This is a genomic window from Sandarakinorhabdus sp. FBCC-B8862, assembly GCF_059745315.1.
This window is the reverse complement of sequence record NZ_CM185574.1, coordinates 2,301,686-2,325,561: the sequence shown is the minus strand read 5'-3', so window position 1 is coordinate 2,325,561 and position 23,876 is coordinate 2,301,686. Positions and strand designations below refer to the sequence as shown.

Below are 23,876 nucleotides of genomic sequence, written 5' to 3'. Positions count from 1 at the left end.
GTCCGGTGGTTCGTTGTGCGCGTTTACATTGGCCAATTGCCGGTAAACCGCAGCAGCGCATACACGCGACTGGCATTTTTTGTTCCTTTGCATTGATGACATTGTTCACCCTGCCAGCGATTGTGCAGTGAAGAGCGTTGGCACCATTTCAGGCGACGGCCCGGCGGGTACCGACCGCGTGGAAGCCGCCATTGCCGGACTGCCCGAGCTGGCGGGCATCACCCTGCACATACTGGTGGTCGATCCTGACCCGGCCTTTCGTGGTGCCATTGAACGCCGGCTCCACCACCTCGGCCACCGCGTCACCCTCAGCAGCAACTGCAACGATGGCTGGGACATGGCGCAAGCCGCGCAATTTGATGCCGTGATCATCGATGTCGAAACGCCGGCGATCACCGCGCTGGAACTCGCCCGCCGCATCACCGCCATGCCGCAATCGCCAGCGATGATTGGCACCAGCCCCAATGCCTCGGCGGCCGGGCGTCTCACCCAGAATCTGTTGCGCGACAGTGGTTTCCAGGCCCTGATCAGCAAGGATCAGCCGGTGCGCAGCTTCGGCATGAAGCTGACCACCGCTCTGCGCAAGGCCATCACCCGGCGCACCGACGCCCGCCGCCGCCGCGCCACCGGCAAGCCGCGCGGCGAGCTGACCTAGGATCAGGATCCAATCAGAATCGGAACCGCAGGCCGGCAATCCCGGCCGTGGTGTCGCCAAAGGGGAAGCTGATCGTCCGGATCACGCTGAGATCGATGGCCACCGCCTTTGACGCATTGAAACTCAACGTCGCGCCCAGTTCGCCCCAGCTGCCGCTGGTCTTGGGCGCATCGACGAAGCGCGGCGTGCCGGCCGCCGTGCGCTGGCCCGTCCCGACCTGGGCCACGGCCGCAATGTTGCTGGCCGCGTTGAATGCGGCGTTGACACCAAAGCTGCCGCCGTCGTTGGCAAACATCCAGGTCAGCGCTGCGCCGGCCGATCCGGTCACCCCGTCCGCCGATTGCGACTGGCTCGAGATCGGCCGGCCGGTCGGCCCGGTCAGAGCCACGGCGAAATCGATCTGGTTGTAATCCACACCGGCATAAGGGGTGAGGAACAGCCGATCGCCCAGGGCGACATCATAGCTGACCGAACCGCCAAGGCCGAACAGGCTGCCCGACCGGCCAACGCTGATCGGCACCCCGGCCTGGGTGCGGAAGCTGCTGGCATCGAACTTGCGGCTGCCCAGCGAGACATGGCCTTCCAGCCCGAGATTGCCGACATAGGTGCCGGCCGAAAGCCCGCCGATCCAGGTGTCGGCCGGGATGGTCAGCGCCCGTGCATCGCCGCTGCCGACATAGGTGACCTCGCCCTTTACCCAGCTGTTGCCGAAACTGCGGGCAATCCCCAAGCTGGCGAACGGCTGATCGGCCTGGGCCTGCACCGCGGTGATGCCACCCAACAGGGACAGGGTCCACGGCCGCTCGCTGTCGGCCGCTTGCGTGGCGCTGCCGTCCTGCGCGGCGGCGGCACTGGCCCCGGCCAGCAGCACGGCGGCCAGCATGATCTGCCTCAACATCGGTCTCACTCCCCAATTGCAAAATAGACTGCGCATGCTTTTAACGCAGCAACCGCCGCGCCTCCTTCGCGGCACCGCAAATTTTCCGCTGGCCGCGAAGGGATCGCCGCCGCCGCCGCGTTATGGCCAATGGCAGCCGGCAGGAAAGGGCGCGCCTGGTGTTGATGGAGCGGCTGGACGATCCCGGCCTTGGCGATGATGCCCTGATGGCGGCGGTGGCGGCCGGCAGCCGCGCGGCCTTCGCCCGGCTGTTCGAACGCCACGGCAGCGCGGCCTGGCGGCTGGCCTTTCGCCTGGCCGGCGATGCCGGCGATGCGGAGGATCTGGTGCAGGAAGGCTTTGCCCGGCTGTGGGCCCAGGCGCCGCGCTGGCAGGCCGGGCAATCGGGGGTGGCCGCCTTTCTCACCCGGGTGGTGACCAACCTCGCCATCGATCGCAGCCGCCGCAAACGGCCGCAACCGATGGCCGATCTGCCGGATGATCCCGATCCGGCGCCACTGGCCGATGCCGTGCTGGCAGAGGCTGATATCGCCCGCCGCATCCAGCTGTGCGTTGCCGCCCTGCCCGAACGGCAACGCGCCGCCATCGTGCTCACCTATTGGGAAGGATTGACCGGACCCATGGCCGCCGAAACCCTCAGCCTCAGCCCCAAGGCATTCGAATCGCTGCTGATCCGCGCCCGCGCCGCGCTGAAGGGCGTGATGGCGGCGGCCGGCCTTTCCGCCGCCGATCTGCCGGGAGACTTGGCATGAGCTTCACCCCCGCCATTTCCGATGCGGATCTCGGCCGCCTGCTCGGCGCCGCCAGCACCACCCCGCCACTGCCCGCCGGCCTGTGCGATCGCATCATGGCCGCCCTGCCGGCCGATCCGGTGCCGCTGCCCCCGCCGACGATGCTGCGCCCCGCCCGCCGCCGCTGGCTGCGCCCGGCGATTGCCATCGCTGCCAGCCTTGCCATCGGCAGCGCCGTCGCCGCCGGGCTGGTGGACGTGCCCCGGCTCGCGCCGATCCTGGCCCCGCTGTTGCAGCAGCTGGGCGTCGCGCCAGCCCCCGCCCGGCAGCCACAGCCAACTGCCCGAACCGCCGCCCGGCCCCACCCGGCGCCGCAAGCCCCTACCGCCGCACCGCCGGCCCTTGCGACCCCTGCGCCGCCACCCGCGCGCCTGCAGGCCGAACTGCCCGCCCCGGCCGCGCCAGCCACCATGCCCACCATCGCGCCGCCAGCCCCGCTCGCCAGCCGGCCGCCAGCTGCGCCGGCACGCCCCGTGCCAACCGCCATTCGCGCTGCAATCCGGGCTGAACGCCTGCCCGAACCACAGGCGCGGCAGGTCCAAATCGTCTCGCCACCTGTCACCGTACTGGCCCTGCCGGATGCGGTCACCACTGCGCCGCCGGCGGTCACCGCTGGGCCGGATGCGGTCACCGATGTACCGGAAACGGCCACGCGCACCGGCCCGGCCGCCACGCTGCCCGCCACCGCCGCCGAACGCGCCGCCGCACTGCAGGCGCTGCGCCAGGCCCGGCAGAATGGCAGCCTCACCCCCGATCAGGCCCGCCAGCTGCGCGCCCTCCAGGCCCTGCGCGCCGCCCGTGCCGCCCGTGCCGGCGGGCGCCGGCCCTGACCCCGCGAAGGAGTTTCCCACCCCGCCGCGTTAAGCCCGATGAGGCAGCGAACCGCCGCCCGGACGCCAGAAGAGGGAGTATTTCTCATGCGTATCCAGATGCTTGTCTCGGCCGTCGCCCTGATGATGGCCCTGCCCGCCGCAGCACAAACCGCGCCTGCCGCCGGCACCACAACCAAGACGATCGACAACGCCAAGGTGAGCGGCACCGTGACCGTGACCCGCGACCCCGACGCCGGCAGCTTTGCCCGCACCGTCGAAGTGACCCGCAAGAGCGACGGTGCCACGATGACAAACAGCATCGAACGCACCCGCACCGATGGCAGCGTCACCACCGCCACCAGCCGCACCGGCTTCGACGGCAAGACCAGCAGCAGCGAGATCACCCGCACCCGCACCGAAACCGGCTTCACCGAAACCGGCACCATCACCGGTCCGCAGGGCAACACATTGACCTTGAACGGCAATGTCAGCCGCGCCGATGGCACAATCACCGCCAACCGCGCCCTCACCAATGCCGCCGGCGAAACCGTGGCGAGCCGCAATCTCACCGCCACCCGCGCCGCCAATGGCCAGGTGACGCGCAACATCACCACCACCGGCCCGCAGCGCCTGCTGAACCGCGTTGGCCGCCCGTCCGCCATGCGTCCCGGTGGCGTCCGTCCAGGCCGCCCCTGATTTTGGCTGCTGTTTCAATGTGATGGCCGGGCTCTGATGGGCCCGGCCATAGTCATTTGCGCTTCGGTTCCGCCGCCCGGCCGCGCCGCTCCCCGCGCCGGTTGCCGCTGGCGGTGCTCGACAGGCGCCGGCTCTTCTTCGGCGCCGGCGGTGGCGGCGGCTCCTCCCACGGTGCGCCCAGCGCCATGTCAAAGCCCAGCATTGCCCAGCTTTCCGCCATGTGATCCGGCAACTCGGCCGCAATATCCAGCGTGCCGCCACCGGGCAGATCGATCACCAGCCGCCGGCTGTGCAGGTGCATCTTGCGGCTGATCCCGCCAGTCAGAAACGCCTCCTTGCCGCCATATTTGCCATCGCCCACAAGGGGATGGCCGATGGCAGCGGCATGCACGCGGATCTGGTGGGTGCGCCCTGTCAGCGGCTGGAACTCCACCCAGGCCGCCCGTGCCGCCGCCCGATCGATCACGCGATAACGGGTTTTGGCACTCTGCCCGCCTTCGGGGTCAACATGCATCTTCTCGCCGCCGGTGCCGGGCTGCTTGGCAATCGGCGCATCTATGGTGCCAGCCGCCACCTTCGGCACGCCCACGGTGAGCGCCCAATAATATTTGCGCGCGTCACGCCCCTGAAATGATTTGGAAAAATGCGCCGCCGCCTTGGCCGTGCGCGCCAGCAGCAACACGCCCGACGTGTCCTTGTCCAGCCGGTGCACCAGCCGCGGCCGCGACGGCGCATCAAATTGCAGCGCATCCAGCAGGGCATCAACGCTGGTCAGCTGCTTGGTGCCGCCCTGCGTCGCCAGACCCGGCGGCTTGTTGATCACGATGGCATGGGCATCGCGGTGGATGACCAGGCTGCGCATATACTCAATCTCTTCATGGGTCAGCGGCGCGCGCTGCTTCTCCGCCGGGCGGCTGGCCGCTGGCACCGGCAGTTCGGCCGGCCATTCCAGCACCTGCCCGGCCTTGATCCGGTCTCCGGGCCCGGCCTTGGCCCCGTCCAGCCGCACCGCCCCGGTCTTTGACCAGCGCGACACAATGTTGAAGCTGATCTCCTTGGCATGGCGCTGGAACCAGCGGTCCAGCCGGATGCCGTCGTCATCCTCGGCGATGGTGGCAGTTGGCATCAGGCGAAACTCCGCATCAGCCACACGCCGGCCAGCACGGCGAGCACGCTGCCCGCCACGCTCGATATCGCATAGGCCGCCGCCAGCGCCACTTCGGCGCGGCTGATCATGTTGAAAACCTCAAGGCTGAATGCCGAAAAGGTGGTGAAACCGCCCAGCACGCCCACGCCCAGCAGCAGGCGCAATTCCTCGCCGCCCTCCCCAAAGCGTGCCAGCCACCCGGCCAGCAACCCCATGGCAAACCCGCCGATGATGTTGACGGCAAAGGTGCCGAACGGAAAACCCGGTCCCATCAGCGCAATTGCCCAGCGGCCGACGCCAAAGCGCAACGCCGTGCCAAGCCCGCCGCCCACGGCGACCAGCAACAGATGATTGAAACCGGGGTTCATCGCCATCCCCATAGCGGCATCGGCCGGATATTGCCAATCGCGCTGCCGCGGCGCAGCATGGCCACCGATTGCATTGGGGGGCCACATGTCGAAACCGCGCACGCTGGCGCATGTCGTTTATCAGACGCGCCAATATCATCGCATGATCCGCTGGTATGAAACCGTGTTCCAGGCCCATGTCGTCCACCGCGATCCGGCGCTGGCCTTCCTCACCTTCGATGACGAGCATCATCGTTTCGCCTTCGCCAACCTGGAGCTGCTGCGCCCCGGCGCGGCCAACGCCGGCTCGAAGGGGGAGATTGGCGTCAACCATGTCGCCTGGACCTTTGCCAGCGCCCATGATCTACTGGCCACTTACAAGCGGTTGAAGGCGCACGATATCCTGCCCTATTGGCCGGTGCATCATGGCCCCACCCTGTCGCTCTACTATGCCGATCCGGATGGCAATCGCATGGAATTCCAGGCCGACGCGTTGACCGTGGCAGAAGCCAACGCCTTCATGGCCGGCCCGGCGATGGCCGCCAACCCGGTGGGGGTCAGCTGGGATCCCGATGTGCTGCTGGCCCGCGCCGAAGCCGGCGCCAGCGAGGCGGAACTGCTTGCCATGCCCGATGGCCCGCCTTCGCCCATTCCGGCCACGCATGGCATCTGATCCCGCCGATCCCGGCCTGCCAGACCGGGTGATGCAGCGCGCCCAGTGGCGGCTGCTGCCGCTGCTGTTCACCGCCTATCTCATCGCCATCATCGATCGCATCAACATCAGCTTTGCCGCCGAGACCATGAACCGCGATCTCGGCTTCACGGCCAGCGTCTATGGCTTTGCCGGCGGGCTGTTCTTCGTCAGCTATGCCCTGCTGGAAGTGCCGTCCAACATGCTGATGATGCGCTTTGGCACGCGCCGTTGGGTCACGCGCATCATGATCAGCTGGGGCCTGATTTCGGCCGCCCAGATGTTGGTGACGACACCGCTGGAATATTATGTCCTGCGCTTCCTGCTGGGGGCCGCCGAAGCCGGCTTTTTCCCGGCCATCCTCTTCTATGCCAGCCTGTGGTTTCCGGCGCAGTGGCGGGGCCGCGTGGTCAGCCGCTTCTACATTGCGCAGCCGGCCTCCCAGGCGGTGCTGGGCCTGGTGTCGGCGCCGCTGCTCCGGCTGGATGGCACGCTGGGCCTTGCCGGCTGGCAATGGCTGCTGCTGCTGGAGGCCGGGCCGGCCATCATCACTGGCCTGGTCATCTGGCGCTGGCTGCCCGATCGCCCGGACCAGGTTTCCTGGCTGAACCAGGCCGAAAAATCCTGGCTCACCGGCGCGCTCGCCACGGATGCCGCTGCCATCAACGGCCCCCAGCACGGCAGCCTGCTGCGCGCCCTCGCCGACCCGACCATCCTCGGTCTCGGCTGCGCCTGGCTGCTGATCGCTGGCCCGGTCAATGCCTATCTCTATTCGATGCCGCAGGTTCTGGGGGAACAGACCGGGCTGGACACCGCCGCCGTCGGGCAACTGGTCACGCTTGGCGGGATCACCGGGGCGCTGGTGCTGCTGGTGCTGGGCTGGCACAGCGATCGCCGGCAGGAACGCTTTTGGCATGTGCTGGTGCCCTGGGCGCTGGTCGGCCTGGCCTTCGTCGTGCTGGCGCTGCACCTGTCGCCCGCCCTGGCCATGGCGGCGGCGCTGGTGATTGCGGCGTTCAACCTGCCTTCCCACACGGTGTTCTGGGCGCTGGTGTCGGAACAGCTGCACGAACGCCACCGGGCGGTGGGCATCGCCGCGGTCAACAGCTTCGGCCAGTTCGGCAGCTTCCTTGGCACCAGCGCGTTTGGCGTCAGCCGCGATGCAACCGGCGGCTATGATGCCGGCCTGTTCGTCATTGCCGTCTGTGCCCTGTTCAGCATCCTGATCCTCAACCGGCAGCGCCGGCTCAAGCCACCCCGAACGTCCAGCCTTCACTGACGGCGATGGCCGGCGTCAGCGCCGACGGCTGCCACCAGTGCGGCTGATGGGCAATGGCGCGCAGGCCAGCGGCGGTCACGATGGCATCGCCAACATGGTCGGGAAACGCCGCCGGAAAGCCGCCCGGCATGGGCCGGCTGCCATGGCGGGCCAGCGCCGCGTTCAAGCTGGCGACATCGCGCAACTTGCCGCGAAAACCGCCCAGCCGGGCAAAGGCCTGGGCATAAATCTCCAGGATCAGCGGGCCCGTCGTGGGCAGAGGATCAAACGGCCACACTGGCCATTGCAGACGGTGCAGCAACCGCATCGCCGTCAACGTCGCCTTGCCCACCTGGGCGGCGCCCAGCAGCACGAAATTCGATGTCGGCACGCCCAGTCCGCTGTCGCGATAGACCTGCTCCGTCACCCGCAAATGAGCCCGCAAATGGCGCGGGCCGTCATCCTTGCCCAGCCAGAAGGCGCCGCGCCGATGCTGAACAAAGCCATGCCCGCCCAGATCGTCCTCACCGGCGCACACCGCCTCCACCTCGGCCCACAGGTCGCGGGCCGGCTGGCCAAAGGGCGGCACCGTGGCAAAGCCAAAGCCGGCATCCATGCCCACCAGCACATCGCCCGACAGGCCGCCCAGCCAGTCAAGCACGCCGGCGCGCGACCACACCCCCGATGGCGGCAGCACCAATGCGGGCGGGCCGTCTCCCGCTTCACACAGCGCCACCTGCACCGACGGATGCCGAACCCCCTTGGCGCCCGACCAATCGATGCCGACAAAACGGGTGAATCTCACAGGCCCCGCGCCTTGCGCTGCGCGGCCGAGGCATGGCCGGCCCAGGCGCGTTCCAGCAGCACGGCAATCCGCTCCGGATCGGCCGCCGCCAACCGGGTCAGCACCGCCGGCCAGCCGACATAATGCGGGGTCTGGTAAAAACAGCCGGGATCGGTGGCGATCAGCATCTCCACTTCATCCAGGCCGGCGCGCAGCACGATATGGTCAGGCTCCTTGCCCGTCACCACGAACATCTTGCCGCGCACCAGCACGGCATCGCGGCCATAGCTGGTGCCGCGCGTGGCGCCGGGCAGCGCCAGCGCCAGGGCCACCACCTCATCCCAGGTCATGCGCCGCCCCGCAGCGCTGCCCGGCGCCGGTTCCACTCCGCCAACCGCTCGGCAATGCGCGCCTCGAACCCGCGTGGGGACGGGGTGTAAAGCGTGGCCGCCGCCATGCCATCCGGCCAATAATTCTGCCCCGAAAAACCATCCGGCGCGTCATGGTCATAGGCATAGCCCTGGCCATAGCCCAGGTCTTTCATCAGCCGCGTCGGCGCGTTGAGGATATGGGCTGGCGGCGTGAGCGAGCCGGTGCTGCTGGCCAGCTTCATCGCCGCCTTCTGCGCAACATAGGCCGCGTTGGATTTGGGTGCCGTCGCCAGATAGAGGCAGGCGTGCACAATCGCCAGCTCGCCTTCCGGCGAGCCCAGGAAATCATATGCATCCTTGGCATCAAGGCAGACGCGCAGGGCATTGCTGTCAGCCAGGCCCACATCCTCGCTGGCAAAGCGCACCAGCCGGCGCAGCACATAGAGCGGCTCTTCCCCGGCCACCAGCATGCGCGCCAGCCAATAAAGCGCAGCATCGGGATCAGAACCGCGCAAGCTTTTGTGCAGGGCCGAGATCAGGCCATAATGGCCCTCGCGGTCCTTGTCATACACCGGCATGCGGCGGTGCAGGAACGCGGCCAGCGCCGCCGGGTCCATCGCTGCAACATCGCCCAAAGCCAGCAGGGTTTCGGCCTGGCCGAGGAGGAAGCGGCCATCACCATCGGCCGACGCAATCAGGGCAGCGCGGGCATCCTCCGTCACCGGGAGCACGCGCCCGGCCAATGCTTCGGCCCGGATGAGCAGCTCGGCCAGCGCCGCCTCGTCCAGCCGCTTGACGATCAGCACGCGCGCCCGTGAGAGGATGGCGGCATTCAGTTCGAAACTGGGATTTTCCGTGGTCGCGCCCACCAGGGTGATGGTGCCATCCTCCATCGGCCCCAGGAATCCATCCTGCTGCGCCCGGTTGAAACGGTGGATCTCGTCCACGAACAACAGCGTGCGCTGGCCGGCACGGGCCGCCTCGCGGGCATCGCCAAACAATTTCTTCAGATCGGCCACCCCGGCAAACACCGCCGAGATGGCGACAAAGCGCATGCCGACCGCATCGGCCAGCAGGCGGGCAACGGTGGTCTTGCCGGTGCCGGGCGGGCCCCACAGGATCAGGCTGGAAAGGCTGCCCGATGCCACCATGCGGGTGATGGCGCCATCCGGCCCGGTGAGCGCGGCCTGGCCCACCACCTCCGCCAGGCTGCGCGGGCGCAACCGCTCAGCCAGCGGCGCGGTGCCGGCAGCGGGATCATCACTGGCGAACAGATCGGCCATGGCTGTTTTTCAGGCCAAGCCGGCAATCATGCAAGCGGTGGTTCAGCTCTTGAACCAGGCCTCGACCGTGCCATTGAGCTTGATGGTCAGCGGATTGCCCTTGCGGTCCAGGCTCTTGCCGGCGGCGACACGGATCCAGCCTTCGGAAATGCAATATTCCTCGACATTGGTGCGCTCGGTGCCGTTGAACTTGATGCCCACGCCGCGGCTCAGCAGATCCCAGTCATAATGGTCGCTGCGCGGGTTCACCGACAGGCGATCGGGCGGCGTGTCGGCAGCGGGGGCGGTTTCAGGCGTTTCGGTCATGCTGGCGCTCATAGGCTGTGGCCGCGCTGCGGGCAAGAAAAAGGGGCCGCCGGCATGTGCCAGCGGCCCCGTTTTTCCAACGTGCAAACCGGATCAGCCTTCGGCGGCTTCGTCGGTCGGCAGGGTGCCCGGTTCGGCGTTCGGATCAAAGGCCTCGGTGAAGCCCGATTCCTCGCGCTCGGCCGTGGCGGTCACATCGACGCCCTTGGCCTGCAGTTCGGCTTCTTCGGCCGAACGGGCGATGTTGACCTTCACCATCACCACGACTTCCGGGTGCAGCGCGACCTTCACGTCGTGCACGCCCAGGGTCTTGATCGGCTTGTCCAGCACGATCTGGTTCTTGTGGGCCTTGTGGCCACCGTGGGTGAGCGCTTCGGCCAGGTCGCGGGCGGCGACCGAACCATAAAGCTGGCCAGTGCCGGAGGCAGCGCGGATCATCACCACGCTGGCGCCTTCGATCTCGCGGGCTTCGGCGCGGGCGATGTCGCGGCGCTTGGCGTTGTCCGCCTCGATGCGGGCGCGGTCGGCTTCAAACCGGGCCTTGTTGGCTTCGGTGGCGCGCAGCGCCTTGCCGCGCGGCAGCAGGAAGTTGCGGGCAAAACCCGGCTTCACATTGACGATGTCGCCAATGTGGCCAAGCTTTTCAACGCGTTCGAGCAGGATCACTTGCATGGCAGCTGCTCCTTACTTGACCAGATAGGGCAGCAGGCCCAGGTGACGGGCGCGCTTGATGGCCTTGGCCAGCTCGCGCTGCTTCTTGGCCGAAACGGCGGTGATGCGTGCCGGCACGATCTTGCCACGCTCAGAGACAAAGCCCTGCAGCAGACGCACATCCTTGTAATCGATGGCGGGGGCATTCGGGCCCGAGAAGGGGCACGACTTGCGGCGGCGGAAAAACGGACGTCCCATCTTGGCCTCTCCTTACGCGGCAGCGCGCGGTTCGCGGCGCGGACGCTCGGGCCGGCCTTCGCGGGCCCCAGCACCTTCACGGCCGCCATCACGGCCAGCTTCGCGGTCACCACGCTCGGCGCGGTCACCACGGCGGGTCATCGCCGACGGTTCGGTGGACAGGGCATCAACCCGCACGGTCATGAAGCGGATGATGTCTTCGTTGAGGCCAACCTGGCGCTCCAGCTCGGCCACGGCAGCGGCCGGGGCGTCGATGTTGAGCATCACATAATGGGCCTTGCGATTCTTGGCGATGCGATAGGCCAGCGTGCGCAGGCCCCAGTATTCGCTGTTTTCCACCCGGCCCTTGCCTTCGGCGAGAACCTTGGTGAAGCCTTCCGTCAGCGTCTCAACCTGAGCAGCGGTCAGGTCTTGGCGCGCAAGGAAGACATGCTCGTAAAACGGCATATCACTCTCCTGTGCCGATCGTTGACGGGGCCCCATGCCCACGCCCCTCCGGCTGGCGTCATTCACCGCGCACAGGCTGCCCCGGCACGGTGAAGCGGCGCCTATGCGGCAAGGCAGTGGCGATTGCAAGCGATTCCCGGCGCCGGGCCAGGACCGGCGTGGGTCAGGGCTTCACATCCGGCGGCGTCTCGCCCGCCAGGCCGGCCGCCACCTTCTCCGCCGCCTCCAGCACGCGCAGCAGATTGCCGCCGGCGATCTTCTCGCAATCGGCCTCGCTCAGGCCCCGGCGCAGCAGCTCGGCGATCAGCGCCGGATAGGTTTCCACGCCTTCAAGGCCGGTCGGGGTGGAATCAATGCCATCCAGGTCGCCGCCGATGCCGACATGATCGATGCCGGCCAGCTTGACCAGATGCTGGATATGATCGGCCACATCCTTGATGCCCACCTCCGGCCGCGGGTTCTTCGCATCCCATTCCGCCATGGCGGCACCCTGGCGCGCCAGATCACCGATATAGAGGGCGGCCAGCCGGGCGCGTTCGCCGCTGCGCGCCGCCTCCCACGCTTGGCGGGCGCCGTTGATGAAGCCGGGCACATAGGTGGCCATCACCACCCCGCCATTGGCCGCCACCAGCGGCAACACATCATCGGGCACGTTGCGCACATGATCGGCAATGCCGCGGGCCGAGGAGTGGGAGAAGATCACCGGCGCCTTCGCCACGCCGAGCACCGCCTTCATCGTGCCCGGCGAAACGTGCGACAGATCAACCAGCATGCCGATCCGGTTCATCTCGTGAACCACCGCCTTACCATAATCGCTCAACGGCTGCGGCCGCGCCGGCTCGTTGGCGCTGTCGGCCCAGTCATTGTGCTTCACGTGGGTGAGCGTCATGTAACGCACGCCCAGTGCGTGATACATGCGCAGCACGGGCAGCGAATTGTCGATCTGGCTGCCACCCTCCACCCCCATCAGGCTGGCAACCTTGCCGGTCTTCTGGATGCGGCGGATATCGGCCGCCGTGCTGGCCAGCGCGAAATCGTCAGGATATTTCGCCACGAAACCGCGCACGATGTCGATCTGTTCCAGCGTCTGCTTCACCGCTGCCGGCCCGGTGACATTGGCCGACACATAGACCGACCAGAATTGCCCACCCACGCGGCCCTGGTGCAGGCGGGGAATGTCCGTCATCAACGGCCGCTTGAAGTCGCGAGAGTCGGCCTTGAGATCCTGCGCCCACCAGCCTTCGCCAAAGCTGCCGCGCAGCGCGCCCGGCCAGTCATTATGGCCATCGATCACCGGCTGGCGCTTCAGCACGGCTTCAGCCCGCTTCATCCAGGGATCATCCAGCGCCAGCGCCGGAGCGGCAACGGTGGTGGCGAGCAGGACGGCAATCAGGGCGCGGTTCAACATCATGGGCAACAACCTTGGCGGCGCCGGCCGGGCCGGCAATCGGGTGAATGGCGGGCGTTACGGGGCAGCGGGGGCCTGAACCTTCACCGGGATGCCGCGCGGCCCCGTCCAGGTCCACGCTGCGATCTTCCAGCCACTGGCCAGCTTCTTCAACACGAACGTCATCCGCGACGGCTCGGCCTTGGGCACGCCCTTTTCAACATAGCTGTAGGTCGCGCCCACGATCACATAGGCGTTGGTGCCGCTGATCTCGGCCCGCTGCGTGCGGCCCAGCGTCACCTTCTCCTCGCTGCGGCCCATCGCCAGCGCTTCCTTGTGCTGATCGGCGAGCCAATTGTTCATCGCGTCCTTGCCGGTCCACAGGAACGGCGGCGGCTCATCGATGATCACCGGGCTGGCAACATGGGTGGCCTTGGCCGCCTCCAGCAGCGACGGATCATTGAACCCGGCAACGAATGTCTCGATCACCGCCCGCGCCGGTCCGGCCGGATCGGCCGCCTTCGCTGGCAGGGTGATCACGCCCAGGGCCATGGCCGCCATCAGCATCACGCGCTTCATCCCGTCCTCCCCCAATGGAACAGCCAAATGCTACGCCGGCTGACAGGCCGCGCCAAGCAGCCAAATGCGGGCCGAAAACCGCCCTATTTCTCGTTGGCCGCGATCATCCGGTCGGCCACGGCGCGCACATCGGCCAGCATCTGGGCCTGGCTGCGCCCGGCTGCTGCCGGCTCATAATGGTTGATGTTGATCACCTTGCGCTTGATCGTCGTCACGCACAGCGCAACCACCAGCCGTTCCTGCTGCCCGGCGGCGGCAACGGTGAAGCTGCCCAACAGGTAACCGCACACCCCATCCTGCCCGGCCGGGGCCATGCTGCCTTCGCCAATGGTGATGGCATCGCCAAACCCGTCCTTCAGTGATGATTTCACCTTGTCCATCACCTGGTTCATGTCCAGCGCCTTGAACGCCGGCCCCAGCCCGGCCAGCAGCACCGGGCGGGACAGTTCGGCCGCCACCGCCTGCTTGGGGCTCTTGAACAGATAATAGTCCGCCAGCGGCTGCACGCCGGGCCGGCACGACACCAGCGCCGCCGGCGTGTCGTTCATCGTGTCCGCCGCGTTGACCATGGCAATTGCCGCTTCGGCATTGCCCTGCGGCACGCAATAGCCGGGCGGCGTCGGCAGGATGATGCCGGTGGTGCCGATGGCAAAGCGCTGCTCGGCCGGCGCAACCGGTGGCGGGGTGGCCGGCACAGCGGCAGCGAACATCAGGGCGGTGAGGGCGATGGTCATGGCCACACTGTGGCACCCTGCCGCCCTCTCTTGCAAGACAGGTGACGGGCCCGGCAGTGTCGCCACATACATGGCGTGTCATCTGTTTGCCGAAAGGGATCAACCATGCTCGAAACTGCCCACCGCAATGTCTTTGGCCCCGACGAGGTCGCCTTTCGCGACACGGTGCGCAAGGTCTTCGAAAAGGAACTGATCCCCAACCTCGACCGCTATGAGGAAGAGGGCATTGTCGATCGCAAATTCTGGCGCGCCTGCGGCGAGGCCGGCCTGCTCTGCCCCACCGTGCCGGAAGCCTATGGCGGCCTCGGCCTCGATTTCCGCTACAACGCCATCGTTGACGAGGAACTGAGCTATGCCGGCTCGTCGGCCGGCATCACCCTGCAATCCGACATCATTGCCGATTATCTCGTCGCCTATGGCTCCGAAGAGCAGAAGCAGAAATATCTGCCCAAGATGATCAGCGGCGAGCTGATCACTGCCATCGCCATGACCGAACCCGGCGCCGGTTCCGACCTGCAGGGCGTGCGCACCACGGCGAAGAAGGATGGCAACCATTATGTCATCAACGGCAGCAAGACCTATATCACCAACGGCCAGAACGCCGATCTGATCATCGTCGTCGCCAAGACCGATCCCGACGCCGGCGCCAAGGGCACTAGCCTCATCCTGGTGGAGGCTGACCGCGAGGGCTTCAGCCGCGGCCGCAACCTCGACAAGATCGGCCAGAACAGCGCCGACACCTCGGAACTCTTCTTCAACGATGTCCGCGTGCCGATGACCAACTGCCTCGGCGAGGAGAACAAGGGCTTCATCTATCTGATGAGCCAGCTGCCGCAGGAGCGTCTGTCCATCGCCATCTCCGCCCAGGCCGGCGCCCAGCGCGCCTTTGATGAGGCGGTGAAGTTCGTCAAGGATCGCAAGGCCTTCGGCAAGACCGTTTGGGATTTCCAGAACACCCAGTTCGTGCTGGCCGGGCTGAAGACCGAACTGCAAGTCGGCTGGGCCCATATCGACTGGGGCCTCCAGAAACTAATCGAAGGCACGCTGACCGCCGCCGAAGCCAGCGCCGCCAAGCTGTGGCACACCGAGCTGCAGGGCCGCGTGTGCGACGAGGCGCTGCAGCTGCACGGCGGCGCCGGTTACATGAACGAATATCCCATCGCCCGCCTGTGGCGCGACGCCCGCGTGCAGCGGATCTACGGCGGCACCAGCGAGATCATGAAGCTGGTGGTGGCGCGGACGATCTGAGAAGGGCACGACCGTCTTCCAACCCTTGTCATGCTGAACTTGTTTCAGCATCCATGGGTGCGTGCCACGCAAGGCACGCATTCTGGGGCGCACTCCCATGGATGCTGAAACAAGTTCAGCATGACCTCGGGTTTGTTGGGCAGTTCACCAACTGCGGCAAATCCCGGACTAGCCCTGCCCGCTTTCTGCCCTTAACCGGTCGCAATCCTCTGCCATAACCGGTGCCATGAGCCTCAAGACTGCCGCCCGTGTTTCCGAATCCGCCGCCCCGCGTGAGAATGCCGGGTCGATGGCTGGCGAGGACGTGGCGATGATCAAGCTCGCTGCCACGCTGGGCCGCGAGCTGGGCGCTTACAAGCCCGCCATCTATTGGGCGGACACGCTGGCCAGCGCCACATTTGGCTGGGGCGCTCTCGCGGCGCTGATCCTGTTGCCCGGCCTGCCCGTGGCCGCCACCGCAGCGCTGGCCATTGTCGCCGTGCTGGCGCTCTATCGCTTGGGCAGCTTCATCCACGAAATCACCCACATGAAGGACGACAGCGTGCCCGGCTATCGCCTGGGCTGGAACCTGATCGCCGGCATTCCGCTGATGATCCCCAGCTTCATGTATGAAGGCGTCCACAATCTCCACCACGCCCGCAACCGCTATGGCACGGTGCGCGATCCCGAATATATGGCCCTCGCGCTGAAGCCCAAGCTGAGCGTGCCGCTGTTCGTGGCGGTGGCTGCCCTCGGGCCGATTGGCCTCCTCATCCGCTGGGGCCTGCTGGCGCCGCTGTCGCTGCTGCCGCCGGTGCGTGCCTTCGTCCGTGCCCGCTTCTCCGCGCTGTCGATCAACCCGGACTTCCGCCGCGATGCCCCGGTGGGGCCGCACGCCGCCCGCTGGAACATCATGGAGGCGGCGACTTCCGTCTTCGTGCTCGCCGTGCTGGCCGGTGTCGTCGCCGGCCTCATCCCGCTCCGCGCCTTCGGCATCTGGCTCGCCGTGCTGTCGGCCAGCATGACCATCAACCAGATCCGCACGCTCGCCGCGCATCTGTGGGAGAATGACGGCAAGGTGATGACCATCACCGGCCAGTATCTGGACAGCGTGAACGTGCCGCCGCCGGCGCTGCTGCCCGAACTCTGGGCGCCAGTGGGCCTGCGTTACCATGCGCTGCACCATCTGCTGCCCGGCCTGCCCTATCATGCCCTGCCGGAAGCCCATCGCCGCCTCGCCGCCGAATTGCCGGCCGGCAATGCCTATCACGGCGGCAACCACCCCACGCTCGCCGGCGTCATCGCGCGGCTGTGGGCCAGCGCCGGCACCGCGCGGGCCTGAGCAATGTCAGGTCCTCCCCAATCTCTGATTGGGGAGGGGGACCATGCGCAGCATGGTGGAGGGGCCAGCGCGCGCCCCTCCGTCGCGCGTTCCGCACGCCACCTCCCCAAACAAGTTTGGGGAGGATCAGTCGTCACACCCGCCCATGCTCCTGCATCCAGGCCATCACCCGCCCGGTCGCCATCTCCAGCAGGTGCGGCGCCATATTCTCCGGCGGTGGCGGGTAGGAGGTGAAGGTGGCGCTGTCGTGCAGCACCTGGTCACCACGCGCGATGCGGAAGCCTTCCCAGCCCTTGTCGCGCACGGCGTTGCAGATGTCGGTATAGGTGTGCAGGCCGCCGGCATAGGCCATGAAGCGGCGCGGTTTGCCGGGCACGTTGGCGCCCATGTACCAGCTGTTGGCCTGGGGCAGCAGGGTCATGGCGGCGGTCTGGTCGCAATGGTCGGTCCACAATTGCTCCGCCTCGCGGGTCGCCTCGATGCGGCCGGCCTGGTTGGCGTTCAGATCGGCGATGATGCTGGCGACATATTCGACATGTTGTTCGATGCTGTGGATCATGTTGGTCAGCACCGACGGGCTGCCCGGCCCGGTGATCATGAACAGATTGGGGAAACCGGCAACCATCAGGCCCAGATAGGTTTCCGGCCCGGCGGCCCAATGCTCCTTGATGGTCTCGCCGTTCACACCGCGGATGTCGATGCGCTCGATGGCGCCGGTCATGGCGTCAAAGCCGGTGGCCAGCACCACGGCGTCGAAATCAAAGCTCCGATTGGCGGTCTTGATGCCGGTGGCGGTGAAGGTCTCCAGCGGGTCGGCGCGCAGATCAACCAGCTCGACATTGTCGCGGTTGTAGGTGGCGTAATAACCGGTGTCGACACAGGGGCGCTTGGTGCCGAACGGGTGATCCTTCGGGGTGAGCAGTTCGGCGACCTTGGGGTCCTTCACCTGTTCCCGGATCTTGGCGGCGACGAAATCGGCAATGATCTTGTTGGCGGCCGGATCGATGCCCTGGTCGGCAAAGCCGGACAGGATGCGGAAGCCGCCCCAGGCCCAGCGCCGCTCCAGCTCCGCCTTGATCTCGTCGGGCGGGGTGTGGATGGCAATCGCATCCTCCCGCGCCTCGTTCCAGAAGCCGCCCACCGTGGCCCGGCTGCGCGCCCGATAGGCGCGGGGGTCCGCCAGCCATTCCTGCCAGTCCGCCTCCGGGATCGGGCCGTTATGCGCCGGCATGCTGTAATTGGGCGTGCGCTGGAACACGGTCAGATGCGCTGCGGTTTCTGCGATGATCGGGATGGATTGGATGGCCGATGATCCGGTGCCGATGATGCCGACCCGCTGGCCGCTGAAATCCACCCCCTCATGCGGCCAGCGCGAGGTGCGGTAGATGGTGCCCTGATAATCGCTGAGGCCGGCAAAGGTCACATCGGTCGGCACCGACAGGCAGCCGGTCGCCAGCACGACAAAGCGCGCGGGGATCACCTCGCCGCTGTCGAGCGTGACATTCCAGCCATCAGCAGCGGCATCCCAGTGCGCGGCGGTGACACGCGTGTTGAAACGGATGGCATCGCGCAGGGCAAAGCGATCGGCGACATGATTGGCATAGGCCAGCAGTTCCGGCTGCGGCGCATAGCGCTCGGTCCAACGCCATTCCTGTTCCAGCTTTTCATCAAAGCCGAAACTATATTCCAGGCTCTGGATGTCGACACGGGCACCCGGATAGCGGTTCCAGTACCAGGTGCCGCCCACGCCGCTGCCGGCCTCGATCACCTGATGGCTCAGGCCCTGCTCACGCGCCTTCAGGGCCATGTACATGCCGGAAAAGCCGGCGCCGACGATCAGGACGTCCACACGATCGGTCATTGTCGTCTCCCCATGGCCGCCCTCCCCGGCAGGCCGATCGCTGTCACGCTATCACGGGCCCAAGACAGGCCAAGCTGGGACTATTGAGTGCGACAGACTGCGCCGAGGGCAAAGAAAAAGGCCCGGCAGCGGATGCTGCCGAGCCTGTTTTCGATGCCAGTGGGCTGAAATCAACCGCCGTTGGTAACCCGCGGACGGGAGGCACCACCCGCCGGCGGAGCGGCCGCCATCATGGCTTCCGGGTCAACCACCGCCGTTTCGGCCGGCGCCGGGGTTGCCGCCACGACCGGAGCCGGAGCCGCGCCCTTCAGCGTCGGATAATCCTTCAGCATCTTGTAGCCGCCCAGCGGACGGTTCACGCCCTGGTGGCAGGTGGCGCAGTTGACCTTGTACGGATCACCGTGCGGGCCACGCCGGTTGGCCGGCCACACATCGCCCAGCGCGCTGATGTAATTGTTGTTGATGTCACGCACCATGCGGATGCCGTACCAGGCGTTCACACGCTGGGCGCGACTGTCCGACCACTTCGCGAAATTGTTCGAGTTGTGGCAGAAGGTGCAGTTCACACCCAGACCCTGGCTCATGTGCATCATCAGGCCATAGGTCTTTTCGGTGGTCTGGATCGCGGCGTTGCTGCCAGCGGTCGGGAAGGCCTTGCCGCCAACGCGGATATTGTCCTTGCCCGCCAGATAGCCGGTGAACGGATCATAGTTCAGGCTGGCATAGGCCACCGAAGCCGCCGGCGTGTTGCCGCCATGCTTGTTGCCGGTGATCTTGGCCGGGTCCGGAACCGCGGTCGACCAGTTGTTGACCGGCACCGGGTTGCCGCGGTGGCAGGTCCAGCAGGTCACGCCGGCATTTTCCTGGCCCGCGGTCTCGCCATAATTGTTGGCAAAGTGCGGACGCCAGTTGGCATTGATGTTGCGCGTCATCAGCAACATCTTGCGCGCCACGACCTTGGTGTATTTCTCATCCGAGGCCATGTTTTCCGGGTTGTGGCAATAGGTGCAGCCGGCATCCTTGATGTTCGAACCATCCGGCGCGATCCAGGTCGTCATGGCCTGCATCAGATAGTTGAACTCGTCCACGGAGGTGTCGCCCAGAACCTGGACGTTCTCGTAAGCCGTGCTCGCCTTCTGGCCACCGATCATCTCGGCGGTAAGCTCATAGGGCGGGGCGGGGATCTCACCCACCTTGGCCTTGGAGTCCGGATCGTTGATCTGCACCATCGCGGTCCCGCGATAGCCGATCTGCTGCTGCTCCTTCTTGCCGAGTTCGCAGCCGGCCAGCAGCAGGGCGGGCAGGGCGATGGCAACCAGCTTGTTCAGCCTGTTCATTGCGGCGCTCCCGGAAGAGTGGCGGGATCAACAACACCGGTGGCGGGATATTCCAGCGCGAAGCCGTGCTGCACAGCCCACAGATACCAGTTGTCGACAACCGTGCCGGTGAGAAGGATGCCGATGCCACCGGTCAGGGTGGTCAGCACCGCGAACCACCAGGCCCAGCGGTGGATGGATTCCATCGTGGCGTTCCAGCCCATGGTCCAGCGCCAGAACAGGGCCGCGCGCTCCGAAGCAGTGCCGCGATCGGTGATCTGCTCGATTTCGCGCTCACCGCCATAGCGGCCAACGGCCAGAATGGTGGCGCCGTGCATGGCGAACAGCAGGGTCGAACCATAAAGGAACGCAATGCTGAGCGCGTGGAACGGGTTGTAGAACAGGTTGCCGTATCGGATCGAGAAGGCGGCCGTCCAATCCAGGTGCGGGAAGATGCCGAACGGCACCGCTTCGGCCCAGCTGCCCATCATCATCGGGCGGATGAAGCCGAGTACCAGATAGAGCCAGATGGCCGAGGCAAAGGCCCAGGCCACGTGCGTGCCCATGCCCAGCTCCTTGGCGCGGACATAGGTGCGGGCCCACCACAGCAGGATCGAGGCGGTGAGGAAGCCACCGGCGGCGATCCACCAGCCGCCTTCGTTCAGCGGCACGTTGAAGGTGAAGCCATATTTGGCGGGCGGCGGTTCAAGGCTGAGCCAGAACAGCTGGCGGACGAACTGAACCGGATCCCAGTTCACCGAGGCCGCCATGTTCAGGCCCATGATCTCGATCGCGATGAAGCCGCAGAGCAGCGAGGCCACACCCAGCGTGCCGAGATAGACGGGACCAATCTGGGCGCCGCCCAGCTTGCCCATCAGCCACGACGTGCCGAACGGACCAAAACGCGAGTCGTTGTTGGGACCCAGCGGGACGCCGGCTTCCAGCTCACCGCGGAGCTGAACCTGCGTGAAGAGATTCTGATAAGCCATGGTGCGTGTCCGTCCTCAACGCCAGATCGGCAGGTTGAGCCACCAGGTCCACCACTCCGGCCAGCCACGCGACCAGAAGGGACCCGAGATGATGATGCACACCGCGCTCCAGAAGCCGGCGTTCATGGCCAGCAGCAGGCCCACACGGTGGATGCCCAGCGTGCCGACCGAATAGCCGATCAGATCGCGGAAGAACGTATCTTCATATTCCGGCGACTTCACCGTCTCACCCTTGGCCGGGTTCACGGCCGACAGCACCAGGGCGCCGTGCAGGCCGAGCGCCAGCGTGGTGGTGAAGAAGAAGCTCACCGCCAGCATGTGGGCCGGGTTGTAGTGGAAGTGCAGATATTGATAGCCGGTGTTCGACACCCAATCGAGGTGCGGGAAGATGCCGTAGGGGAAACCATAGCCCCAGGCACCCATCAGCAGCGGGCGGAACACGACCAGCGTGGTGTAGGCCAGGATGGCCATGCCGAAGGCGGCCGGCACATGGTAACCCATGCCCAGCTTGCGGCAGATTTCCACCTCGCGCAGCGCCCAGCTGATGAAGGCCCCGAGCGCGCAGATCGTGATGATCTGCCACAACCCGCCCTGCTTCAGCGGCGCCAGCGCCAGCCCATAGGAAATATCAGGCGGCGCGATGTTGATAAGCCACGGGTTCCAGGTCGGGCCGATGGCGGCTCCGTACAGGATCAGTGCCGTACCCAGGGCAGCGAAAAAGATCGTCGTGACCCCGAAGAACCCGACGTAGAAAGGACCAATCCAGAAGTCGAAGAGATCGCCGCCAATCAGCGTGCCTCCCCGGACTCGATATTTGCGTTCAAAACTCAACACTGCCATGGCGCACCTCCCCCAGGTAACCGCTGATCAGGGCGATTGCCGCCGTGATCACCGGAACGGGCCCGTTGCAAGGGTGCGGATGGGCGGGTGGCGGAGCCAGCCCGCCCATCGCGCGCTTGACCGGAGCAGTCCGGGCAGCCTGACGGATGTCAGGCGGCCTGGGACGCTTCCGTGACGGCCGCCGCCGACTTCGGCTCGGCGCCGTCCAGCCAGTTGTAGCGGTCGGTGCTGAGCAGGATGAAGTGGATCAGGATGGCCAGCGTGAAAAGGAACACGGCCAAGGCAGTGCAGATGCGCTGCGGATTGAAGGTCTGCCAGATCTTCCACATTGTCGTCGCTCCTTAAGCCCGGGGCGCAGCGACGCTGGCGGCGTCGGCCTGCTGGATCTGGTGGATCTCGGTCGCAGCGAACGCGCGCTTCGAACCCAGCCACGGGCGCCACACCCACACCAGCCAGTGGGCGATCACGGCCACGATCACGAAGAACGCCATCGACACGACGAAGCCCCGGTGGAACTCCTTCGCTTCGGCGTCGGTCAGGTAGGTACCCGGACCAATCTTGTTGTCACTCATGCCTTTTCCTCCGATGGTTCCGCCGCACGGGGCCGTTATGGCCTCGCCCGACCGGCGGCTTCGCGGCGTAGGATGATTCCACCGCAAAGACTGTCAAGCTCTCTGGACAGGCGTCCGTCAAGCCAAATTCCTCCGAAACCCTCCATGGCAATTTTGTAACCATGTGAAAAGAGGGAAATCACAGCTCAGGCCGCCTGCGTTTCATAAAGGCGGACGGCGGCGTGCAGACGGTCCAGCGTCACCAGCTTCTCGCCAGCGTCGCGCGTCGCCCGTTCGGCCGCATCGCGCAGGCGCTTGGCGGCCGAAATGCGCACCAGAACCGGCTCCTTCTCGACAATCCGGTCCAGCTCCGAGCGGGCGTCATCGGCCCACATCACCGCTTCCAGCAGACGCGACGGCGTTGCATCGGCCCTGTCCATCTGGGTGGACAGTGGCAGGATGAAGAACAGCGCATCGAACAGCGCGTTGCACACTTCCTGCATGATCCAGGTGCAGCCGGAATAGCCCATGAAGGGCGTGCCGGTGTGGCGCCGGATGGCGGCTCCGGGGAAGCTGGCGTTGATGTAGATGGAGCGGCTGTTGGTTTCCGCCATGTACATGCGCTCGTTGTAGCTGCCGAACACGATCAGCGGGCTGGTGGTGCGGATCGATTCGCGCACCGCCTCATTGTCTGGCTTCACCCCGGCGTTGCGCTGGTATGCGAACACGCACGGCATCCCCATATCGTCTTCCAGGAACACCTTCATACCACGGGTATAGGTTTCCGTCGCGACAATACCGAAGCTGGCGGTGGCAAAGAAATCCTGCGTCACCGACCGCCACAGATCCCACAGCGGCTTCAGCGTGGTGTGCTTTTCCTTTTCAATGAACGGCTGCGGGTCCACGCCCGTCAGCTCGCCCAGCTTTTCCAGGAAGGCGGTGGTGCTGTTCAGCCCGATCGGCGCCTGCAGATAGGGGCGCTCCAGCGCTTCGCACAGGTTGCGGCCCCATTCGCGATACATGCACACGTTCACGGATGCATCGGCGAGACGGCGGATGTCGGCCAGGTGCGTCCCCAGCGGGAACACCATGTTCACCTCGCAGCCGATGCCTTCGATCAGGCGGCGGATCTCCGCCAGGTCCGACGGCATGTTGAAGGTGCCATATTGCGGCCCGATGATGTTGACGAGCGGCTTCTCGCCCTCTTTCCGCACCTTGGGCGCCGGCATCTTCTTCGGCCCGAACTCCTTCCACAGCCAGGTCAGGGCGCGGTCGGCCGATTGCCACTGGTCCTCATCGATGGTGCGCGGCAGGAAGCGCTGGATGCTGGTGCCTTCCGGCGTCACGCCACCGCCGATCATCTCGGCAATGGAGCCGGTGACGACGACCGACGGCAACGCCGGGTCCAGCGTCTTCCACGCCCGCTTCATCGCGCCTTCGGTGCCGGTCTTGCCCAGTTCCTCTTCGGCAAGGCCGGTGACGACGATGGGCAGCTCGTGCGGCGGCAGGCCATCGGTATAGTGCAGCACCGAGGTCACGGGGAGATTCTCGCAGCCCACCGGGCCGTCGATCACCACCTGCAACCCCTTCACCGAGGTGAAGCTGTACACCGCGCCCCAGTAACCGCCGGCGCGGTCATGGTCCAAAACCAGCAT

Annotated in this window: 28 protein-coding genes; 8 read left to right on the top strand and 20 right to left on the bottom strand. The window is 66.3% G+C overall.

Annotated features, from left to right (window positions below; genetic code table 11):
- The first annotated feature begins 127 nt into the window (after positions 1-127).
- Complete coding sequence (locus tag AC6BOR_RS11225; protein ID WP_498058514.1) at positions 128-655, top strand: response regulator; 528 nt, start codon at positions 128-130, stop codon at positions 653-655.
- 13 nt (positions 656-668) lie between these two features.
- Here the strand turns inward: AC6BOR_RS11225 and AC6BOR_RS11220 are convergent, their stop codons facing one another.
- The gene (locus AC6BOR_RS11220) at positions 669-1,553 is read right to left on the bottom strand and encodes an autotransporter outer membrane beta-barrel domain-containing protein (protein ID WP_498058513.1); all 885 of its coding nucleotides are present in this window, start codon (positions 1,551-1,553) and stop codon (positions 669-671) included.
- 164 nt (positions 1,554-1,717) lie between these two features.
- Here AC6BOR_RS11220 and AC6BOR_RS11215 point away from each other — a divergent pair, with 164 nt between their 5' ends.
- From AC6BOR_RS11215 to AC6BOR_RS11205, 3 genes are all read left to right on the top strand, one after another.
- Complete coding sequence (locus tag AC6BOR_RS11215; protein WP_498058512.1) at positions 1,718-2,305, top strand: sigma-70 family RNA polymerase sigma factor; 588 nt, start codon at positions 1,718-1,720, stop codon at positions 2,303-2,305.
- Positions 2,302-3,174 carry a hypothetical protein gene (locus AC6BOR_RS11210; protein ID WP_498058511.1) on the top strand — a complete coding sequence of 291 codons (873 nt, stop codon included), beginning with the start codon at positions 2,302-2,304 and terminating at the stop codon, positions 3,172-3,174. Before AC6BOR_RS11215 ends, AC6BOR_RS11210 begins: the two co-directional genes overlap by 4 nt.
- Before the next feature lie 87 nt (positions 3,175-3,261).
- Positions 3,262-3,852, top strand: a complete 591-nt coding sequence (locus AC6BOR_RS11205; protein ID WP_498058510.1) for a hypothetical protein — start codon at positions 3,262-3,264, stop codon at positions 3,850-3,852.
- Between the two features lie 52 nt (positions 3,853-3,904).
- Here AC6BOR_RS11205 and AC6BOR_RS11200 read toward each other — a convergent pair whose 3' ends face one another.
- Positions 3,905-4,978, bottom strand: coding sequence for an RluA family pseudouridine synthase (locus tag AC6BOR_RS11200; RefSeq protein ID WP_498058509.1), 1,074 nt, complete (start codon positions 4,976-4,978; stop codon positions 3,905-3,907).
- Positions 4,978-5,373 carry a fluoride efflux transporter CrcB gene (crcB, locus tag AC6BOR_RS11195; protein ID WP_086115679.1) on the bottom strand — a complete coding sequence of 132 codons (396 nt, stop codon included), beginning with the start codon at positions 5,371-5,373 and terminating at the stop codon, positions 4,978-4,980. Before crcB ends, AC6BOR_RS11200 begins: the two co-directional genes overlap by 1 nt.
- A 79-nt stretch (positions 5,374-5,452) precedes the next feature.
- Between crcB and AC6BOR_RS11190 the strand changes: the two genes are divergently transcribed.
- Both AC6BOR_RS11190 and AC6BOR_RS11185 read left to right on the top strand, forming a co-directional pair.
- Positions 5,453-6,019, top strand: coding sequence for a VOC family protein (locus tag AC6BOR_RS11190; RefSeq protein WP_498058508.1), 567 nt, complete (start codon positions 5,453-5,455; stop codon positions 6,017-6,019).
- Positions 6,009-7,316 (top strand): MFS transporter, encoded by a 1,308-nt coding sequence (locus AC6BOR_RS11185; protein ID WP_498058507.1) that lies wholly within the window; start codon positions 6,009-6,011, stop codon positions 7,314-7,316. The genes AC6BOR_RS11190 and AC6BOR_RS11185 overlap by 11 nt, the downstream gene beginning before the upstream one ends.
- On the opposite strand, the gene AC6BOR_RS11180 is transcribed toward AC6BOR_RS11185, so the two are convergent.
- The 10 genes from AC6BOR_RS11180 to AC6BOR_RS11135 form a co-directional block, all read right to left on the bottom strand.
- Positions 7,285-8,100 (bottom strand): hypothetical protein, encoded by an 816-nt coding sequence (locus AC6BOR_RS11180; RefSeq protein ID WP_498058506.1) that lies wholly within the window; start codon positions 8,098-8,100, stop codon positions 7,285-7,287. The genes AC6BOR_RS11185 and AC6BOR_RS11180 overlap by 32 nt on opposite strands.
- The gene (locus AC6BOR_RS11175; RefSeq protein WP_498058505.1) at positions 8,097-8,429 is read right to left on the bottom strand and encodes an MmcQ/YjbR family DNA-binding protein; all 333 of its coding nucleotides are present in this window, start codon (positions 8,427-8,429) and stop codon (positions 8,097-8,099) included. The genes AC6BOR_RS11180 and AC6BOR_RS11175 overlap by 4 nt, the downstream gene beginning before the upstream one ends.
- On the bottom strand, positions 8,426-9,733 hold the full coding sequence (locus AC6BOR_RS11170) for a replication-associated recombination protein A (RefSeq protein WP_498058504.1): 1,308 nt from the start codon (positions 9,731-9,733) through the stop codon (positions 8,426-8,428). The genes AC6BOR_RS11175 and AC6BOR_RS11170 overlap by 4 nt, the downstream gene beginning before the upstream one ends.
- Positions 9,734-9,775: 42 nt before the next feature.
- Positions 9,776-10,039 carry a DUF3297 family protein gene (locus tag AC6BOR_RS11165; RefSeq protein ID WP_086116176.1) on the bottom strand — a complete coding sequence of 88 codons (264 nt, stop codon included), beginning with the start codon at positions 10,037-10,039 and terminating at the stop codon, positions 9,776-9,778.
- Positions 10,040-10,132: 93 nt separating this feature from the next.
- Positions 10,133-10,711 (bottom strand): 50S ribosomal protein L9, encoded by a 579-nt coding sequence (gene rplI / locus AC6BOR_RS11160; protein WP_086115671.1) that lies wholly within the window; start codon positions 10,709-10,711, stop codon positions 10,133-10,135.
- Positions 10,712-10,723: 12 nt separating this feature from the next.
- The gene (gene rpsR, locus AC6BOR_RS11155; protein ID WP_086115670.1) at positions 10,724-10,948 is read right to left on the bottom strand and encodes a 30S ribosomal protein S18; all 225 of its coding nucleotides are present in this window, start codon (positions 10,946-10,948) and stop codon (positions 10,724-10,726) included.
- A 12-nt stretch (positions 10,949-10,960) separates the two neighbouring features.
- Positions 10,961-11,395: a 30S ribosomal protein S6 gene (gene rpsF / locus AC6BOR_RS11150; RefSeq protein ID WP_498058503.1), complete on the bottom strand. Its 435-nt coding sequence runs from the start codon at positions 11,393-11,395 to the stop codon at positions 10,961-10,963.
- Between the two features lie 163 nt (positions 11,396-11,558).
- Entirely contained in the window at positions 11,559-12,803 is a 1,245-nt protein-coding gene (locus tag AC6BOR_RS11145) for a dipeptidase (RefSeq protein ID WP_498060653.1), read from the bottom strand.
- A 57-nt stretch (positions 12,804-12,860) separates the two neighbouring features.
- On the bottom strand, positions 12,861-13,361 hold the full coding sequence (locus AC6BOR_RS11140) for a Cif family virulence factor (RefSeq protein ID WP_498058502.1): 501 nt from the start codon (positions 13,359-13,361) through the stop codon (positions 12,861-12,863).
- A gap of 83 nt (positions 13,362-13,444) precedes the next feature.
- Positions 13,445-14,095 carry a hypothetical protein gene (locus AC6BOR_RS11135; RefSeq protein WP_498058501.1) on the bottom strand — a complete coding sequence of 217 codons (651 nt, stop codon included), beginning with the start codon at positions 14,093-14,095 and terminating at the stop codon, positions 13,445-13,447.
- 105 nt (positions 14,096-14,200) lie between these two features.
- On the opposite strand from AC6BOR_RS11135, the gene AC6BOR_RS11130 reads away from it, so the two are divergent.
- Both AC6BOR_RS11130 and AC6BOR_RS11125 read left to right on the top strand, forming a co-directional pair.
- Positions 14,201-15,343, top strand: a complete 1,143-nt coding sequence (locus AC6BOR_RS11130) for an acyl-CoA dehydrogenase family protein (RefSeq protein ID WP_498058500.1) — start codon at positions 14,201-14,203, stop codon at positions 15,341-15,343.
- Between the two features lie 226 nt (positions 15,344-15,569).
- Complete coding sequence (locus AC6BOR_RS11125) at positions 15,570-16,664, top strand: fatty acid desaturase family protein (protein WP_498058499.1); 1,095 nt, start codon at positions 15,570-15,572, stop codon at positions 16,662-16,664.
- Positions 16,665-16,797: 133 nt separating this feature from the next.
- Here AC6BOR_RS11125 and AC6BOR_RS11120 read toward each other — a convergent pair whose 3' ends face one another.
- The 7 genes from AC6BOR_RS11120 to bchZ form a co-directional block, all read right to left on the bottom strand.
- Positions 16,798-18,525, bottom strand: a complete 1,728-nt coding sequence (locus tag AC6BOR_RS11120; RefSeq protein WP_498058498.1) for a flavin-containing monooxygenase — start codon at positions 18,523-18,525, stop codon at positions 16,798-16,800.
- Between the two features lie 170 nt (positions 18,526-18,695).
- Entirely contained in the window at positions 18,696-19,862 is a 1,167-nt protein-coding gene (pufC, locus tag AC6BOR_RS11115) for a photosynthetic reaction center cytochrome PufC (protein ID WP_498058497.1), read from the bottom strand.
- Positions 19,859-20,830: a photosynthetic reaction center subunit M gene (gene pufM, locus AC6BOR_RS11110; protein WP_086115660.1), complete on the bottom strand. Its 972-nt coding sequence runs from the start codon at positions 20,828-20,830 to the stop codon at positions 19,859-19,861. The genes pufC and pufM overlap by 4 nt, the downstream gene beginning before the upstream one ends.
- A 15-nt stretch (positions 20,831-20,845) precedes the next feature.
- Positions 20,846-21,670 (bottom strand): photosynthetic reaction center subunit L, encoded by an 825-nt coding sequence (pufL, locus tag AC6BOR_RS11105; protein ID WP_498058496.1) that lies wholly within the window; start codon positions 21,668-21,670, stop codon positions 20,846-20,848.
- Positions 21,671-21,819: 149 nt separating this feature from the next.
- Positions 21,820-21,999: a light-harvesting antenna LH1, alpha subunit gene (gene pufA / locus AC6BOR_RS11100; protein ID WP_086115658.1), complete on the bottom strand. Its 180-nt coding sequence runs from the start codon at positions 21,997-21,999 to the stop codon at positions 21,820-21,822.
- Positions 22,000-22,011: 12 nt separating this feature from the next.
- Positions 22,012-22,242 (bottom strand): light-harvesting antenna LH1, beta subunit, encoded by a 231-nt coding sequence (gene pufB, locus AC6BOR_RS11095; RefSeq protein WP_086115657.1) that lies wholly within the window; start codon positions 22,240-22,242, stop codon positions 22,012-22,014.
- 185 nt (positions 22,243-22,427) lie between these two features.
- Positions 22,428-23,876 (bottom strand): chlorophyllide a reductase subunit Z, encoded by a 1,449-nt coding sequence (gene bchZ / locus AC6BOR_RS11090; RefSeq protein ID WP_086115656.1) that lies wholly within the window; start codon positions 23,874-23,876, stop codon positions 22,428-22,430.